General features: G+C 55.4%; 16 protein-coding genes, 1 tRNA gene and 3 pseudogenes. 1 reads left to right on the top strand and 19 read right to left on the bottom strand.

From position 1 onward, the window contains the following. Positions 1-22 precede the first annotated feature (22 nt). A tRNA-Tyr gene (locus H6A12_RS02265) sits at positions 23-108 on the bottom strand. Between the two features lie 150 nt (positions 109-258). Beyond that, the gene (locus H6A12_RS02260) at positions 259-513 is read right to left on the bottom strand and encodes a hypothetical protein (protein WP_243254890.1); all 255 of its coding nucleotides are present in this window, start codon (positions 511-513) and stop codon (positions 259-261) included. Positions 514-667: 154 nt separating this feature from the next. Between H6A12_RS02260 and H6A12_RS02255 the strand changes: the two genes are divergently transcribed. After that, positions 668-973: a helix-turn-helix domain-containing protein gene (locus H6A12_RS02255; RefSeq protein ID WP_178097222.1), complete on the top strand. Its 306-nt coding sequence runs from the start codon at positions 668-670 to the stop codon at positions 971-973. 49 nt (positions 974-1,022) lie between these two features. On the opposite strand, the gene H6A12_RS02250 is transcribed toward H6A12_RS02255, so the two are convergent. The 17 genes and pseudogenes from H6A12_RS02250 to H6A12_RS02180 all read right to left on the bottom strand — a co-directional run bounded on the left by H6A12_RS02250 (position 1,023) and on the right by H6A12_RS02180 (position 16,285). Next, positions 1,023-1,415, bottom strand: a complete 393-nt coding sequence (locus H6A12_RS02250; RefSeq protein WP_204444319.1) for a recombinase family protein — start codon at positions 1,413-1,415, stop codon at positions 1,023-1,025. Then, a complete protein-coding gene (locus H6A12_RS02245; RefSeq protein ID WP_204444317.1) occupies positions 1,415-3,028 on the bottom strand; it encodes a recombinase family protein in 1,614 nt (537 codons plus the stop codon). Before H6A12_RS02245 ends, H6A12_RS02250 begins: the two co-directional genes overlap by 1 nt. Further along, complete coding sequence (locus H6A12_RS02240; RefSeq protein WP_204444315.1) at positions 3,016-4,362, bottom strand: recombinase family protein; 1,347 nt, start codon at positions 4,360-4,362, stop codon at positions 3,016-3,018. Before H6A12_RS02240 ends, H6A12_RS02245 begins: the two co-directional genes overlap by 13 nt. A 61-nt stretch (positions 4,363-4,423) precedes the next feature. Beyond that, on the bottom strand, positions 4,424-4,585 hold the full coding sequence (locus H6A12_RS02235; RefSeq protein ID WP_178097225.1) for an SHOCT domain-containing protein: 162 nt from the start codon (positions 4,583-4,585) through the stop codon (positions 4,424-4,426). Beyond that, entirely contained in the window at positions 4,566-4,982 is a 417-nt protein-coding gene (locus H6A12_RS02230) for a helix-turn-helix transcriptional regulator (protein WP_204444313.1), read from the bottom strand. The genes H6A12_RS02235 and H6A12_RS02230 overlap by 20 nt, the downstream gene beginning before the upstream one ends. A gap of 572 nt (positions 4,983-5,554) precedes the next feature. Next, positions 5,555-6,119 (bottom strand): annotated as a pseudogene (locus H6A12_RS13765) (peptidoglycan recognition protein family protein); the annotation flags it as partial. Positions 6,120-6,308: 189 nt separating this feature from the next. Next, positions 6,309-6,734, bottom strand: a pseudogene (locus tag H6A12_RS13660) (SpoIID/LytB domain-containing protein); the annotation flags it as partial. Next, entirely contained in the window at positions 6,731-7,159 is a 429-nt protein-coding gene (locus H6A12_RS02220; protein WP_204444309.1) for a phage holin family protein, read from the bottom strand. The pseudogene H6A12_RS13660 and the gene H6A12_RS02220, both read right to left, overlap by 4 nt. A gap of 61 nt (positions 7,160-7,220) precedes the next feature. Further along, complete coding sequence (locus H6A12_RS02215) at positions 7,221-9,659, bottom strand: glycosyl hydrolase family 18 protein (protein WP_243415257.1); 2,439 nt, start codon at positions 9,657-9,659, stop codon at positions 7,221-7,223. A gap of 29 nt (positions 9,660-9,688) precedes the next feature. Then, on the bottom strand, positions 9,689-10,270 hold the full coding sequence (locus tag H6A12_RS02210; protein ID WP_204444307.1) for a hypothetical protein: 582 nt from the start codon (positions 10,268-10,270) through the stop codon (positions 9,689-9,691). 10 nt (positions 10,271-10,280) lie between these two features. After that, positions 10,281-10,475, bottom strand: coding sequence for a hypothetical protein (locus H6A12_RS02205; protein ID WP_204444305.1), 195 nt, complete (start codon positions 10,473-10,475; stop codon positions 10,281-10,283). Positions 10,476-10,503: 28 nt separating this feature from the next. After that, positions 10,504-11,145: pseudogene (locus tag H6A12_RS02200) on the bottom strand (phage tail spike protein); the annotation flags it as partial. Then, the gene (locus tag H6A12_RS13370; protein WP_243415265.1) at positions 11,052-12,074 is read right to left on the bottom strand and encodes a DNA primase family protein; all 1,023 of its coding nucleotides are present in this window, start codon (positions 12,072-12,074) and stop codon (positions 11,052-11,054) included. The pseudogene H6A12_RS02200 and the gene H6A12_RS13370, both read right to left, overlap by 94 nt. Positions 12,075-12,298: 224 nt before the next feature. Further along, the gene (locus H6A12_RS13365) at positions 12,299-13,537 is read right to left on the bottom strand and encodes a DNA-primase RepB domain-containing protein (protein WP_243415256.1); all 1,239 of its coding nucleotides are present in this window, start codon (positions 13,535-13,537) and stop codon (positions 12,299-12,301) included. After that, positions 13,534-13,962 (bottom strand): DUF4406 domain-containing protein, encoded by a 429-nt coding sequence (locus tag H6A12_RS02190; RefSeq protein ID WP_178354373.1) that lies wholly within the window; start codon positions 13,960-13,962, stop codon positions 13,534-13,536. The genes H6A12_RS13365 and H6A12_RS02190 overlap by 4 nt, the downstream gene beginning before the upstream one ends. Further along, entirely contained in the window at positions 13,959-14,258 is a 300-nt protein-coding gene (locus H6A12_RS13760; protein WP_204444303.1) for an HNH endonuclease signature motif containing protein, read from the bottom strand. The genes H6A12_RS02190 and H6A12_RS13760 overlap by 4 nt, the downstream gene beginning before the upstream one ends. A 107-nt stretch (positions 14,259-14,365) precedes the next feature. Next, positions 14,366-16,285 (bottom strand): bifunctional 3'-5' exonuclease/DNA polymerase, encoded by a 1,920-nt coding sequence (locus H6A12_RS02180; protein ID WP_178354371.1) that lies wholly within the window; start codon positions 16,283-16,285, stop codon positions 14,366-14,368. Positions 16,286-16,303: the final 18 nt, after the last annotated feature.

The following is a 16,303-nucleotide window of genomic DNA, read 5'->3' as shown; positions in this document are numbered from 1 at the left end:
GCAAAAGCGAATTGCTCTTATTTGGTGGGAGATGATGGATTCGAACCATCGAAGCTGAAAAGCAACAGATTTACAGTCTGCCCCCTTTGGCCGCTCGGGAAATCTCCCATATTCAACATAATAATGTCTAAAGGGACAACATTTCATACAGTACGGCGGAAATAAAAAGCGGGAAAACACAACATGAGGTGTTTATTCCCGCTATTTTTCTGCCTGCATATCTATATCTTGTATTTCTTCGCCTTTGAAATGCACACCCTAATCTATGAGGTAGTGCCGCAGTAAATCCTCTCGGCCATCTTCTCTCAGCCGTTCCACAGAATAGCGCAGCCATTCCTCCGGGGTAGGCACATCCCCGGCGCATGGTATCCGTTCCCATTGCGCCCGGCGCTCCGGATCAGGGTCATGCAGACCCTTCCATATCCGCTTTGAGATTTTCTCTTTGACCTTTTCCACGGTCGTATGATCCCGCTCCGCCAGCATGGCGAAGAAATCTTTTTTATTCTCTTGCAATGTAAAGCCTCCTGTCTGTATGAGTAGTATCTCCATGTTCGGCCCATGATATAAACTACTCTATGCCCCACTTGGGAAATATGGTAGCCACTGATTGTGACTATTATACCACCCATTTGGGAATTAGAATAGATACAGATGGGCAGGTGATGGAATGGACGCACAGAAGCGGATCAAGCAGCTCATGGAGGAGCGCGGCTGGACGGATTACAGGCTGGCAAAAGAGGCAAACCTATCTCACTCCACAATAACCAATGTTTTCAAAAGGAATAATGCGCCGACGCTTCCCACGCTGGAAGTGATTTGTCGTGCGTTTGGAATAACCTTAGCACAGTTTTTCGCGGAAGGCGGAGAAGCTGTGGAAATAACGGATGAACAGCGCGAGCTTTTTGCAAAATGGAGTACACTCACCGAGAAGCAAAAAGCCCTGCTGCTTGAATTTATAAGCACCTTACAGTAGAGGGCAAAGAAAAAGACCGCAGGCCGGAACCTGCGGTTTTCTCTTTGCCTTATTTCATTATACAGCCCAGCGCAATTCTGGCCCTCCGGTATTCCGGGAGCGGGTTGCCCTTCATGCTCTCAATGGAAACCCCTTGCTTTTTGAGCTTTCCTTCTAACCGCAGCGTCTGTCCGCAATCCCGGCAAAGGCGGGAAATATCGCTGACTAAAACCGCGTCTATCATGTGGCGGTGGGCCAGCCCGGCCATTTCCCGGATACCGGGGCGGTTCAGGGAAAGGCCGCTGCCGATCTCGGCTATTTCCGCCACAATATCATAGCCGCGCTCTTTGGCATATACGCGCAGCCGTTCCTTCTGCACCTCTAACAAGGTATCGTTTTGATCCGCGCGGGCGAGGCGGCAATAGACCGCCACCCGCATTGTTTTCCTTGCTTCCTTCTCCATTATGCTGCCCTCCATAATTCTGCCGTGATTTCGATCTGCCGCCCATCGCGGAAGGTGAACACCAGCCTTTTATCTTCGTAAACCGTCACATAGTCCACCGTGGAATACCAAAGCTCCTCGTCAAAGGATTGCACCAGTTCCTGATGGTTGTTCATGTTTTCCATGAACAGCCGGATTCTTGTCTTTTTGGCATTGCGTTCCTGCCGAAGCTCTGCGATTTCCGCCAGCCGTTTCCGGGCGGCTTCAAACCGCTCAGAGTAAGCATCATACCGGCGGTTGTATTCTTCCTGATCCATGGCGGTCTGCGCATTTTCAGAAATGATTTTCTGAATAAGCCCCAGTACAACCTCGCTTTCATTTTCCAAGGTTTCCTGTTCTGCATCCAAGTCTGCCGTATCGGTCAGTGCCGCGATCACTTCCTCGTATGCCTCTATAATCTCGTCCCGGTTCCCCAGCACGATATTGAAGGCGGCCAGAAATGCGGCTTTGATTTCATCCTCTGTAAGATGGGGCGTGGAGCAATGCTGACCCCGGTATTTTTCGTTACACTGCCATACAAGGCTCCGGTTTTCCGTGTTGGAGTGCCAGACCTTGCTGCCATAAATGCCGCCACACTCGCCGCAGATAATGCGCCCGGAAAATGGATGCAGGCAGCTTGTAAAACGCCCATCCGTCTTGCGGGTTTTCAGCTCGTATTGTACGAGGTCGAAAAGCTCCGGTTCGATAATGGCCGGATGGCTGTTCGTCACATAATACTGCGGCACTTCGCCCTCGTTGACCTTTTGCTTTTTGGTGAGGAAATCCACCGTGAATTTCTTCTGCAAGAGCGCGTCGCCCTTGTACTTTTCGTTGGTGAGGATGCTCTCCACCACCTTGGCCCGCCACACCTTTTTGCCGCCCGGCGTGGGAATACCCTCGTCGGTGAGGTAGGTGGCGATGGCCGAGGGGGATTTACCATAGAGGAACAGGCGGTAAATCAGCCGGATAATCACCGCCTCAGATTCCACAATGACCGGCAGCCCGTCCGGGCCTTTTTCATAGCCGAGGAAGCGCCGGTAAGGAAGGCTTACCTTTCCGTCTGCAAAACGCTTGCGCTGGCCCCATGTGACGTTCTCAGAAATGGAGCGGCTTTCTTCTTGCGCCAGCGAGGACATGATGGTAATAAGCAGCTCGCCTTTTCCGTCCAAGGTACGGATATTCTCTTTTTCAAAGAAAACTTCAATGCCCTTTTCTTTGAGCTTGCGCACTGTGGTTAAGGTATCCACCGTATTGCGGGCGAACCGGCTGATAGACTTCGTGATAATAAGGTCGATCTTACCCGCCAGCGCATCAGCCACCATGCGGTTGAAGCCGTCGCGCTTTTTGGTGTTGGTGGCAGAAATGCCCTCGTCGGTATAAACCTCTACAAACTGCCACTCGTCCTTAGATTGAATGTACCGGGTATAATAGTCCACCTGCGCCTCATAGCTGGTAAGCTGCTCCTCATTGTTGGTGGATACACGGGCATAGGCTGCCACCCGCAGCTTGCGGGCCTCGTTGCTCAGTACATTGATGGGAAGCCGGTCTTTCTTTGCGGGGATAACCGTTACCCGCGCCGCTGTTACTGCTGGCATTTGGCAAGCCTCCTTTCTGCGGCCTGCCGGAGCGCCAATTCACGCGCCCGCTGGCGGTTCTCCGGGTTCCAGCTATGGCGGCGGGAAGGGTTATCCCAAGTCTTTGTTACGGTATGCCCGTCATAGAAAACAAAGACCAGCACGCCATTCTCCGGCACCTGAATTTCTTCCACCTTGGCTGCAAAAGCCGCCTCGTCAAATTCCGGCAGGCCCATGGCCTCGGCGCTCACCCGTTTCAAAATTTCCTCCGGAATCTGCTTGGCATCGCAGTGCGCCTTGCCTTTCTGGTTGAAGGTGCGGCATAGCCAGCCCCGCTTTTCATAGGGGGTGTTGCCATTGAGAACCTTCCGGGTGAAAGATTTTCCGCATTTCCCGCAATGTATCTTCCCGCTGAATGGAAAGTGGTTTCGCTCATAACTCCCGGAGCGCGGTTTATAGGCGGCAGCCCGGCGGGCGCGTTCCGCCAGAACCTTCTCATAGGTTTCCCGGTCAAGAATCCCTTCATGGCTGCCCTCTACAAAATACTGCGGTTTTTCGCCGTTGTTCTTGCGAACCTCTTTTGTGATGGGGTCTACCACAAAAGTCTTTTGCAGCAGCATATCCCCGACGATTTTCTCGTTACAAATCAGGTCAACAATGGAGTTCCCTCCCATGTTGGCACCATGCCTGCCTTTGATATTCACGGCGGCAAAGGCATCTTCCAGCTTATACCGCCCGTAACCTTCCAGATAGAGGTCGGCGGCCAGCCGTATGATCTCGGCTTCTTCCGGCACGACTTCCAGCCGCCCGTTGACCTGCCTGTAACCATACATGGTGATGCTCCAAGGCAAGCCCTGCTCATAGTTGGATTTGATACGCCACTTCTGGTTTTCAGATACCGAGCGGGCCTCCTCCTCTGCATAAGCAGCGAGGAGGGTAAGCAGAAGCTCGCCATCCTCGCCCATGGTGTGGATATTCTGTTCTTCAAAGAAAACGTCCACCCCCATGAGCCGAAGCTCCCGGATTGTGCGAAGCGTTGTCACAGTATTGCGGGCAAAACGGGAAACCGACTTTGTAATTATCATGTCGATTTTTCCGGCCCTGCAATCGGCCAGAAGCCGCTGAAATTCGCCACGGCTGTCTTTCGTGCCGGTCAGCGCCTCGTCGGCATACACACCTGCGTACTGCCAGCCGGGCGTTTTCTGGATCATGCCGCTGTACTGGCTGATCTGCGCGGAGAGGGAATGAAGCGGAGCTTCTCTGCCGCTGGATACCCGCGCATAGGCTGCCACGCGCTTTAGCTTTGGCGCTTTTTTCCGCGCGGGCGGGGTAACTTTTTGAATAATGCGTTCCATAAATACGCCCTCCTTTCAGGACACTGATGTTATAGGAAGCCACCCTGAAAAGAAAGGCTTTTCAGCAGAAAATACCGCCCAAAACAGGCCGGAATTTTGCCGCCAGTCTGGCCTCAATGCGCAGAAAATCCGCCTCGTTTATGATGCCTTTTTGCAGCATTTCACGGGCCACCGCGAGGGCCGCCTGATATTTTTTCTCCCGGTCAAACTGTTCCTTTGTCATGGGTGCCTCCTTTCTGGAACCGCGCCGCTATGTAGCAGGCGTGGGAACAATACTTCCGTTTCCGGTTCCCATAGCTCTGAAATTCCTGCCCGCAATGGGCGCAGGTAGCCGGATAGAAGGCGGCTTTATGGATAAGCTCCGGGTGCAGCTTCCACCATGCGCGGCGGCAAGCCTCGGAGCAAAATTTTCTCTGTTTTCTCTTGGGGTATTGAGGAAGCGGCCTGCCGCAGTTCCGGCATACCACCACCGGCTCTTTGGAAGCCACTCCGGTGAGGTTGTTGCGGCGGCAAAAGCTCTTGACCGTATTCTCGGAAATACCTAACCGGGTGGCAATCGCTCCATAACCGAGCCCTTCGCAGCGCAGATAGCGCACCTGCTCTTTTTGTGCGTCTGTCATGGGATCGCCTCCTTCTGAAAGAAAAGAGCGGCCCCGGAGGGCCGCCCACCATGCTTACCTGTTGGGAAGTTTCAAGACCTGCCCCGCATAAATTACGTCGGAGGTCAGGCCGTTCAGTTTCTTGATCTCATTGTACCGGGTGCCGTTTCCGAGGCGCTTTTCTGCAATGGCCCACAAGCTGTCGCCCTTCTGCACCGTGTAAGTAGAAGCGGCTGCGCTGCCCGCATATACAACCTTTCCCGCCTCGTCAAAAACAGAGTAACCGGGATTTTCGTCGGCACAGCGTTTGGCATTGTCCAGCACATTGAAAGCGCCCTTCTGAGAAGCTGCATCCGCCCAGCTTTTGCGCACCCGGTAAAGGGTACCGCTGCCGGTGCTGCCAGAGGCGGAGGGATAAACCTTCTTCCCAGCTTCGTCAAAGACCGCATAGCCGGGATTCTTGTCCGCCAGCTCTTTGGCATTATCCAAAACCGCAAAGGCTCCGAGCTGGGAGGAAGCATCGCTCCAAGACTTTCTCACCCGGTAGAGGGTGCCGTTGCCCGCAGAGCCTCCGGTATTGCCGGAAGAAGAACCAGCCAGCTTGGCTTTCACCGCTGCGCGGAATGTGTCCATGTTCTTCCCATGCTTCGGGAACCAGTGCATGACATCCCCGTGATTGGAGGCAATGCCCTGCGCATGGCCCTCGCTGTGGCAGATGATATTTTTCTCGGTCAGGCCGTACTGCTTGCAGAGGTAAGCGCAAAGCTCCACCGCCTCATTGTAAACCTTGTTGAAATAGGCGGAGTCTGTCAGGCCATCCTCGCAAATTTCAAAAGAGATGTGGGTATTATTGCCGGAGCCCTTGGAACCGGAGCCGCAATGCCAGCCCCGGTGGTCCCAAGGAAGCGTCTGGTAAGTGGCAATCGTCCCATCCGCCAGCTTGCCAATAAAAGCGTGAACGCAGACCTCTCGATCCATGGGCTGGTTCCAGTGATTGTTGTACTGGTTCTTTCCCAGCAGCCCATCATCCGGGCCGACATAGCGTTTCAGCCACGGGTTGTTGGCCCCTGTGCTATGCACCATAATGCCCTTGGGGGTAATCTTGCGGCCTGCCTTGTAGCAGGCGTTGTTCGTGAAAATCAGTGTATGCAGATTCATAGCGAAACCTCCTGTTTCTTCTTCAAAGCCAACGACGCTGCCGGTGCCGTATTCATGCACCAAAGCAGCGCCGCTGTAATAAAAGGCCAGTATCTCGTTGTAAGGGACACCCTGTTTTGCGGCCCACATACAGCCCACTTGGGAAAGCCCCACGCCATGGCTGGGATTGGTGGGTTTTTCTGTGCGGGCCGCCGTGTCCCACGGATCAGGCTTGTTCACATAGTAGGGATAGTCCCGGCTCCAAACCTCTCCGCTGCGTTTGCAGGTGCCGCCGTTTGAGGCCGAATAAAAGCAGTCAATGACTTCGCCGCCATAGGTAAGCACCTGCCCGGCGGTTTCCTCCACGGCCTGCCTGCTGCGGGGGCTGGACTCTGCCAGAGGGGCGCGGTATGCCTGAAAGCTGGTGGTGTCGTCTACCACCGTCCCCGCCATGGCCCGCCTGACCGCGAAGGTGCGGGCGGCTACAGCCTGCGCTTTGAGCGCCTCCATGTGGGAGCTTTCATAAATCTCGGAAGGCACCACCCCGCAGAGGTATTCCTCCAAATCCAGCTCCACAGGCCCCGCGCCAAGGAGGGCGGTATTCTCGGCGCGGGTCAGTTTTACGGAGATCTTCATTCCTTGCCCTCCGTGTCCTTGTCGTCCTCGGTGCGGTTATGGAGCTGCGCCAGTACCTCTTTGAGCTTCTCCGGGATGGGCAGGCCGATGTGGCCCGCATTTTCCAGCAGGCTCACGCCTTCGTTGGAAATGTAGAAGAAAATCACCGCAGTACGCAGCGCATCACCGCTCCCGATAAGCTGCGTGTCGATCACATGGCCGATGCCGACCATGACGAAAATCAGCACCTTGCGGAAAATCCCCTTAAAGCCCACATTGCTGGAAAGGGTCTTGTCGATGATGGCGCACATCACCCCGGTAAGGTAGTCGATCACCACAAAGGCAATGAGCGCATAAAAGAAACCGTCCATCTCTCCGAAGAACCCGCCCAGCCCGCCGCCGATAGCGGCAAGCGCCACCTGAATCCAATTCCATACAGTCTTCATAAAAAATCCTCCTTTACATGGGAACGGACGTCTGCCCATGCGGCAAAGCGCCCGTTCGGTTTTATATTTGCTTCGGCATGACCTCCCACAGCCGCATATCCTCCTGTCCTAAAGACCAGATTGCAATGCCGCGCAGGCCCCACCGGTAAGCAGCCTCGTTGGCCCAATATACCAGCGAATCCACGTCCTGATAGTACAGAATGGAAAAACCATCTGCATCGCCCAAGAACAGCCGGGCAGTCCAGACGTTTATATCCCGTGGGATCACCTTGGCTGTGTAGTCATTCCCGCAGGAGATTTCCAGCAGGTGGGAATGAAAGAAATCATAGTCGAGGGAAATATCCTCGCTGCGGGTGGAGCCTTCATCCACGTCGCTGTTCACCGAGAAAATCTGAAATTCCTCGTCCCACGTCACGCCGGAGCGGGCAATCCGCCCGAAGCTGGTGCGCACCCCGCCCGGATACACCACGTCAAAACACTCATAAGGTTCATAAGCCCAAGCATCCCCGGCCCGCAGCAGGTCGCAGACAATCTCATTGTCCGCCTGTATGCCCGCATAGCCGGAGGTGGCGCTCACCGTTGCGGTAAATCGCAGAGTGTAGCTGGAACCGGAATACACCCGGACTCTATTTCCGCGCTTTCGCATCTCAATGGTATAGACGGTCGGATCGCTGTGGAGCTGCGCATCCGGGGTCTTGGAAAAGCTGGTGGCATAGCTCCCCAAAAGCGAGGAGCCTTGGTATAGCTCCACCCGCTGGGTATCGTAGTTTAAACAGCAGAACAGGTTTCCAAGGAATACCCCGGCCCGTCCGCCGCCATTCTGCGGGAAACCCACCCGCGCCCGGATATGCAGGTCGGAGAACCCCTCATACTTCCACGCCAGCCTGCCGGAGCCTTCCAGCAAGGAATAGGGCCGGTTCTCGGTGGTGTAGCTTTCCCGCCACACAGACCATTCCCCGGAAAGCGTTGTCCAATAGCTGTCCGGCAGAGGAGTATCATCCCGGAAGTCCTCATACCAAACCAACGCCGAGTCCGGTTTTCGCCGGAGCATTTCACAGGTGAGCTTAAAGCCTTTGTCCGGGGTGGCGGGCTGGCCGTTCACATCCAGAAACTGCCGGGGTGAGAGGGTGAAGGTCGCCTCTCCGGCAGACGGTTCCTCGGAAAAGCTGCTGCATACCCGGAAACCGTAAAACTGAACGCCGGGAACGCCGCCGCTGATTACCAGCGTATGATTGCCTGCGGAAAGGCTCCTGCCGGAAGCAAAAGAAAGCCAGCAGGTGCGCCGCCAATACGGCCACCACAGGCGGCTTTCTGAAAAGGTCTTGGAGCTTCCATCCACCGACACATTCAGCGCGTTTTTATCCCAAAAAGGAAAAGCAAGCCGCACCGCAATGTCATAGGTGCCTGCTTGCTCAATCGTAAAGTTGAAGGTTGCTGTCGCGCCTTCCCCCAGCACTGTCATATAGTCGGAAATGCTGGCGATCCCGGTATAGGAATCCGGGGTGCCTCCGCCACGGTCAATGTAGATCGTCCCGAAGGAAGTCTTTTGCTCTTTCCCGTAACAGGTCAGATACCGCCTGCGGTTATAGACTTCCTGCTGCAGGGGCGAAACCACCGAGGCCGCATCCCATCCTTCCATGTAATCATATACCTGCGGAAGCGCCCACGGCACCATATCCACATCGTCCCAATAGGCCACAATGGGGATCATGGGCTGGGGCGGCGCGTCACCGGTGAAGTTATAGCCCCCGGTCATCCAGAGCTTGGCGGCATAGTAGGTGTTGGAAACACCCCGGTAGGTTTCACCAAGGTTCTCCGGAGTGTCGTATATCTGCCAGTTCCAGCCATATCCTGGCAGACCCATGAAAATCTTCTCCGGGGCCATGGCTGTAACCGCGTAATCATAGATGCCCTCCAACCAGCTCCGGGGGGATACCGGGCCGGGGGCGCTGCCTGCCCACGCCATGCCATAAGACATAATGGAGGCCGTGTCACAGTACGGGTTGAGGTCAGCATAAACGCACCAGTTTTCACCGCCCACACTGCCCTGAACGCCGGTCATACCGGGCAGGCAGATGTTGACGAGTTTGGAGGAATCATAGGTTTTGACCGTCTGGTAAATAGCCTGAAATAAGGCATTTGCTGCCTCCCGGTTTTCATACCCGCCGCCGCGCTCCAGATCAATATCCACCCCGGCGCACCACGGGTATTTCTCCATAATGCGCACCAGCTCGGTTAAAAACTTATCTTTGGCCCCATTTGTGTTATTGCGCAGGGCCGTGAAAATACTGGCAGTGCCGTGATTCATCACAGTCAGCATCCAGTGAATATGCGGCCACTTGTTGATGTAAGTCATCATGGAAGAAATGCTGGTGCCAGTTTCCGAAAGGGTGCCGGTAGCGTCTACCTCGAAGGTGAAAATTCCCACCGTATCCAGCCGGTCGCCATAGTCCCGCAGGGCCTCATACATCCGGGCGTTCTGCATGAACGACCAGACCATGCATCGCCTTCCTTTTAGATAGTCCCGGCTCAAAACCGATCACCGCCTTCCTGCATTTCCTGAAATTCAAACAGCAACCGAGCGGATTTATGCTCCTCTAATGTCACTGGATGCTTGCTGTCCCCGGCAGCCGTGTACTGAAAGAAGCCGCGCTTTTCCGTGGGGCTTCCATTGAGCAGGCATTTCCGGGAAGAAGCCAGAAGGGTCAGCTCATCCCCGGCGCTTACCGCAGCAGGGAAAGCCGCCTTGTGTGCGCCCGCGCCCAAGGCCACAGAAATGCTGCCCGCCGCCATGTCCTGCACCGGGTAGAGATAGCAGTCCAGCCCCGCCGTATCGGAACCGAGGTTGAATAGCACTACCGTTTCCCCCGAGCGTACCACGCCGTTGTAGAAACGTGGCGGAACAATGGAGCCATCCTCCCGGTACTTTTGCAGAATCGTTTCTGTATTTATCACATAGCCTGTGAGCCTGTCGCCTTCCTGAACCATCAGGTCGGTGAAATAAATCCGGCCAGTACAATCAGAAATCATCGGCTTCACGGTAATGCTTACCACCCGTTGAGCCTGCTTTGTCAAAATCGTTTCTGAAAATCGAGTAAATTCCGCCGCCATATCTGCCTCCTTAGCCGTCCAGCGTCCACTGGATTTCGCTGGGATGGCCCACCCAGCCAGTAGCAATAGAGCCGCCCTGCACCATAATGTCGGTGAAATATACCTTGCCGGTGCAATCCGTAACACAAAGCCGGATGGTGATGGAACGCAGCCGCCCGTACCCCTTAGGGGACAGGTCGGTGGCAGTTTGCGAAAAAGAAGCCATAGGCCGCTCCCTTCTATATTAAAAGAGATTAAAAGAGGTCGATGAACCGCGTTTCCGTGGAACCGTCCTCATATTCAAAGGTTACTTCAATACCGACCTGCCCGCTGGGGCCTTTCTGCAAATCCTCCGAGGCAATCTGCGCTGAAAAGGTATAGCTCCGGCGGCTGGCCGGGTAGACCGTCTGTGTCAGGCTTTTTGTCATTCCCAAAACGCCCTCCGCCTTGAAGGAGGCCGTACCGGAAACGCCGTTTTCCGCATCTACCTCAAAGCCGGAGTTCGTCCAGTAATTCATGCCGCTGTCGGCGCGGGAATTGCGCAGGTGGTTGAAGGGAACCAAGTCCTTAACTTCCTGCCGGTCAATCACATCGGTGGAGGCCAGCACATCAGCGGCCTTATCCCATTGTGCGGAGGAATCCCCCAGCTCCCGAAGGGTAGTGGAAAGTTCCAGCACAGTTTTCCACGGCTCCTGCAAATTGTACTGACGGCGCACCACGCGGGTTTTTACCGATAGATTGAGGTCTTTATCGTCCACCGTTACAATATCGCCCAGCGCCCATGCCTCATGTTCGTACCCGGTCAGGGCCGACAAGTCCATTGCAGAGAGAACATAGGAAACACGAGGCTGTGCGTACTGTGCCAGCCGCATCTGCGTGTATTCCAGCATCTGATAGTCTGTGACACCGGCTTCATACCCGCATTGCCGCAATACTCCTTGTAGCGGAGGAACAGGTCGTCCCGTACCGTCACGCCTTCTTCCTCTGCCACGCAGTACAATTTAGCGAAAGACAAAACGCTATTTGATTCGATCCGGTATTTTTCCAGCTCGGCCCGTGTCCGCTCGGTTTCGCTGAACACATAGCCGGAGGCGATCAGGCGTTTCAGGCCGGTAAGCGCCCACATGAGGATACCGTCCCGCTCGGCGGCCAGCTTTTCCGCCAGATTGGGGTCGCGCTTGGCCTTGGGAACGGATTTCTCAAACCGGATAATGAGGAGCCTGCGGTAAAAGCCCTCAGAGCGATCCCCATAGTTGCGGGGGATCTCATTGCAGGAAAACAGGAACCGGGCATAGGGCCGGAAGGAAAACGGGTCTTTGTTCTTGCGCTCGGCGGTAATAAAATCCTCGCCGGTGAGCGCCTTGAACATACCGTTGTCGTCAATGCTCTTGGAGGGCAGGTCGGCAAAGATATTTGCCAGCTTGCCGAACAGCTCGGCCCGGTTGAAGCGGTCGCCGAGGTTCTGCCATGGGATGTTGGACACATTCTCGCTGCCCAGCAAAATCTCCTGCACCACATTGAGCAGGGTGCTTTTGCCTGCGTTGGGCGCACCTACAAAGACAAAGGATTTCTGCGCCTTGTTTACCGGCAGGAGCAGGTAGCCCATGATCTCCTGAATGAGATAGATTTCCTCCTCGGCCAGCATACTTTCCAGATAGTGCAAAAACAGCGGGCAGCCTGCATCCGGCGCATAGGCCGCTTTGAGCTGCACCGTGGAGAAGTATTCCGGGGTGTGGGCCTTGAAACTGTCGTCGAGGGTATTATACAGCCCGTTTTGCAGGTTGAGGATAAAGGGGTTACTGTTGATTTCCTGAACCGGCTTCATTATGAGCATTTTCCACTGGCCCACAGTATCATTGATGGCCTGCATGGACGCACTCTTGGGGAGCATCAGCTCCCGCACCTTGGCCGCTGCCACCATATCCTCGCTTTCCCGGTACACACCTCCCTGATAGAAGAAAAAGCTGCTGGCCGTATAGAAGGCGTGCATATTCTCGGCCAGATGGTTCGCCAGCAGGCCGGAAAGGAACCGCAGGCCGCCGCGCTCAGTCACTTCGTACCACTCCGGCAGGCCGTTTCCTCCGCAGCCTGCCGGGTTTCCTTCTTGGCGGCATACGCCTTGTGCAGCTCCTTTTGGTAGGCGGACAGCGCCTTGGTATCCGCCGCTTTCAGGCGGAAATGCTCCCGCAGCTCATACTCCACAAAGGCCCCAGCATCCAGTGGCTCGATATTATACAAGGACTCCCGGACAAACTCCTTGGCCGCCCGCATATTTTCCACCGGGGATTTCTGCGCCGCCACCAAGGCGAGGGCCTCCCGCAATTCGTCCAGCGACAGCGGCAGGTAGCACAGGGCTGCCGGGGATTTGCAGGAGCAGGAGCTGTTTTCCTGTTTCGGGCAGGCAAAGCCCTTCTCTGCAATGGCCTTGCAGGTGATGGGCTTGGTGCCGCTTTGCAGGAAATGTTGGATTTTCTCCTGCGTTTCTGCTGCCCTGTACCCCGGATAAAGGGCGGACAGTTCATGGATGGCCCGCTCGCCGCCCTCAAAAACCGCCAGATTGGTAATCATGGCGTACCAGTCATGTTCCGGGAGGATGGCCCCATTGTCCCGGCAATGCCGGATGAAGTCACAGCGTTTCAAGACCAGAGAAAGGCCCTGCTGCGTCCCTTTGGCCGCTGGCCCGGCAGGCGCGGCGGGTTCCTCGGAAATCTGCGGCAGGTATTGTTCCAGCTCGGCCTGCGTATAGCGAAGCTCCGGGTGAAAATGGATACACTCCACCATGACCGGCTCCTCCTTGCAATGGTAGAAGCCCGGCAGACGAAGCACCCGGCTTTCATTGACGCAGGATCTGTCCCCATGAAACTGAGCCACGAGGCGCTTTTGTACCCGGCGGAAGGCTGTCACGTCCCCATCCTTGATAAGCCAGTAAGTATGCAGGGATTTCCGGGTTTTCACAATGAGCGAGGGTTCCAGCGGGAACGCTTCAATCTGTTTAAGCTGCTCGTCCAGCGGCAGCTCGTCGCACTCCATAAACTGCGCGTTGATCCGGGTGATCTCGCTGTCCTCATGGCCGCCGAAGTTCACCACAAAATAGATGCCCCGGTTTTTCTCGTTGTGCTTTTTCAGGGTATCTATCAGGCCCGGCAGGCCGGAGAGGGTTGTTTCCAGCTTGGCCCCTTTGAAGGTGCCGGTTTTTCTATCGTCAAAAATCCGCAGGCAGATGCGCTCGCCCGGCCCGAAGAAAGGGCGGAGAAATTCTTCCAACGGGATATTCAGTGCTTTCCTCATTTCCGTACCACCTCCACGCATCGCTCGGTAAAGTACCGGACAGGCAGGCCGCGCTCGTGGGCCTTTTCAATCTCCACCGCCATGCCCTTTGTGATATTGCCGCCGAACACCCACACCTCCTTGCACTTGCTCTGCAAGACCATCCCGAAGAAGATGCCAAGGCGGCGCTGCTGTGGGTCGCTTTCCTCCATGAATTGAGGAAACAGCAGGTGCGGCGCGATGGGGATACAGTTCTCCGACACCGCAAACCGGCAGAAATCCCGCGCCCGTCTGGTATTGCGCTCGATATTCCCGGCAAAGGGTGAGCAGATAAAGACCAGCGGCTTATAGGCGGTACGCTTGGCCTCCCGTTCAATATTCATCAGGGCCTCATAGGCGGTGGGATCGAGATACCGCTCCGCGTTATATAAATTAACATGGGTCATGATTCCTTTCCTCCAAAATTTCTTGTCAGGCCATGCACCTGCGCATGGCAGCTCCGACATATTTTCACAAGGTTCTCAGGAGCATTGTTTTTTCGGTTTCCATCTATGTGATGAACCACAAGATGCCGTGAACCGCCGCAAATTTCACAGAAAGTCTGATAGGGGTTTTCCCGATCAAAGACCTCCCGGTAATGGCTCCGTCCATCCTTGAATTGATGGTTTTTCTTTCCACGCTGGTTTCCGCCGCTTCCAACGCCCACCTTCACGGCAGGGTCTTTTTCCGCACGCTTTTGCATGACATACTCGCTGGCGTGTTTTTTACGGCACTCCGGGCAGTAGTATGCCTTTCGTGCCCGGAGCATAAAAGTGGTGCCACAGCGGCGGCAGGAAAACTGTTTCAGCCTTACCATTCGTCCAGCTCCCCATAGTTGGTGCCGGTAGCAACCTCTGCCACAAGAGGAACGTCAAATTCCGGGAATGGCTGGCGCTCCATGAGTCCCTTTATGAGCACGCCCGCTTCCTGCACCTTTTCCTCAGCGACATAGAATACAAGGCTGTCGTGAACGGTCAAAACAGGCACAATCCAAGGGTACTCTGGCAACTCTACCACCAGACGTGCCATTGCCATTTTAAGAATATCGGCGGCGGTTCCCTGTATGGGGGTATTCATGGCACATCGCTCGGCAAAGCTCTTTTTGCCCCAATCGTCGGAGACAATGCCCGGCAGATACCTGCGGCGGCCCAGCCATGTTTCACTGTACCGGCGCACCTTGGCCTGCCGTTTCACTACCTCCTGCCACAAGGAGAGCTGTGGATAACCGGCTTTGAGGTTGGCGATGATTTTCTCACATTCCGCCAGCGGGGTATCGAGGCCAGCTTTGAATTTCAATGTCCGTTGCAGACCCTTGGGGAACAGGCCGTAGAAGCAGCCAAAATTACAGCCCTTGGCGATTGCCCTGCGGTCTTTGTATTCTGCCGCTGACTTGTCCGCCGCCTGTTCTATGGGGATATTGTAAATAACAGAGGTAGTCTGTGCATGAATATCCCCGCCGCCCCGGTAGGTTTCCAGCATACGCGCGTCCCGGCAATAAAACGCTCCCACGCGCAGCTCAATCTGTGAGTAATCCAGTTCCATCACCTGATAACCTTCTGGTGCGACCAGCATATTTCGGATACCGATAGGATCGCTGCCTTTTCGTGGCATATTTTGAAGGTTCGGGTTCCGGGCGGCAAAGCGGCCCGTTTCCGTCCCCAGCGGCATGAGGTCGGGATGAATTCGCCCGGTGGCGCTGTTGATATGCCGCAGATAACCGTCCAGATAGGTGCCTTTAATTTTTCCCCAGCGCCGGTATTCCTGTACCAGCTCAAAAAGCCGGGTCAGCTCCGGGCGGTTCTCCCGGCACCATGCGGCCAGCAGGATCATAGTTTCATCGTCAGCGGCCTCCTGATACTTGGCTGTGGTTTTCACCACCGGCAGGCCAAGGTCTTTATAAAGATAACTCTTGAACGCAGAGGTGGAGGCATTGGCCCCGATCTCCACGTCGCCGATCAGGAAGGCGATTTCCTCCCGGATGGCGGAAATCCGTTCCTCGGCCTCTGCCTGCTTGGCTTCCATGGCGGCCCGATCCATGAGCAGGCCGTTATACCGCATCAGGCCGCAGTACACGGAGGTTGGGGATTCAATCTGCTCCACAATGCGGCGGTGCCGGGGCAGGTATTGATCGAACCAGCCGTTGAACAGGTGATACAGCCGCAGGGCATAGTCGCTGTCGGCGCAGGCATAGCGGACGGTTTCTTTGTCCTGCGGGTCAAGCTCGTCGAAGAAGCGCCCGGCGGTTACGGTTTCAAAATCCGGCAGCTCCACATGGAAAAGCTGCGGCACAAGGGTTTTAAGGCCGCTGTCCGACAAGCCCCGGAAAGTAGTGCTGCTTTTCAGGGTAAGCTGGGCCGCCGCGATGGTATCATAGCAGGGCGGCTGCACGATCACCCCCAGGGCATACAGAAACATGGACTCGAAGGCCAGATTATGGGCCACCTTTATCACAGTGGCGTTCTCAAATACGGCCTGCCGCAGATAGTCCATGACCGCCTCCGGCTTTTGGATATTCCGCCCAGCCCGGTGCCGCAGCGGGATATAGATGCCGCTGTCCTCGGATACGGAAAGGCTCACTCCGGTAATGGCAGCCTTGTGGGCATCCAGTGCGGCCCGCTCCTCCGAGCGGTATTCCTCGATGGGCGAGGTTTCAAAGTCAAAGCCGACCACGGCGGCTCCGGCCAGATAGTCTTTTATCTTTTTCAGTGACAAAGCACAGGTATAGCTCATTTTTCCTCCATTCTGCCC

Source organism: Merdimmobilis hominis, assembly GCF_016901855.1.
In the GTDB taxonomy this organism is placed as follows: domain Bacteria; phylum Bacillota; class Clostridia; order Oscillospirales; family Ruminococcaceae; genus Paludihabitans.
Note: the sequence above shows the minus strand (reverse complement) of the source record. Positions and strands in the feature narration are given on the sequence as shown.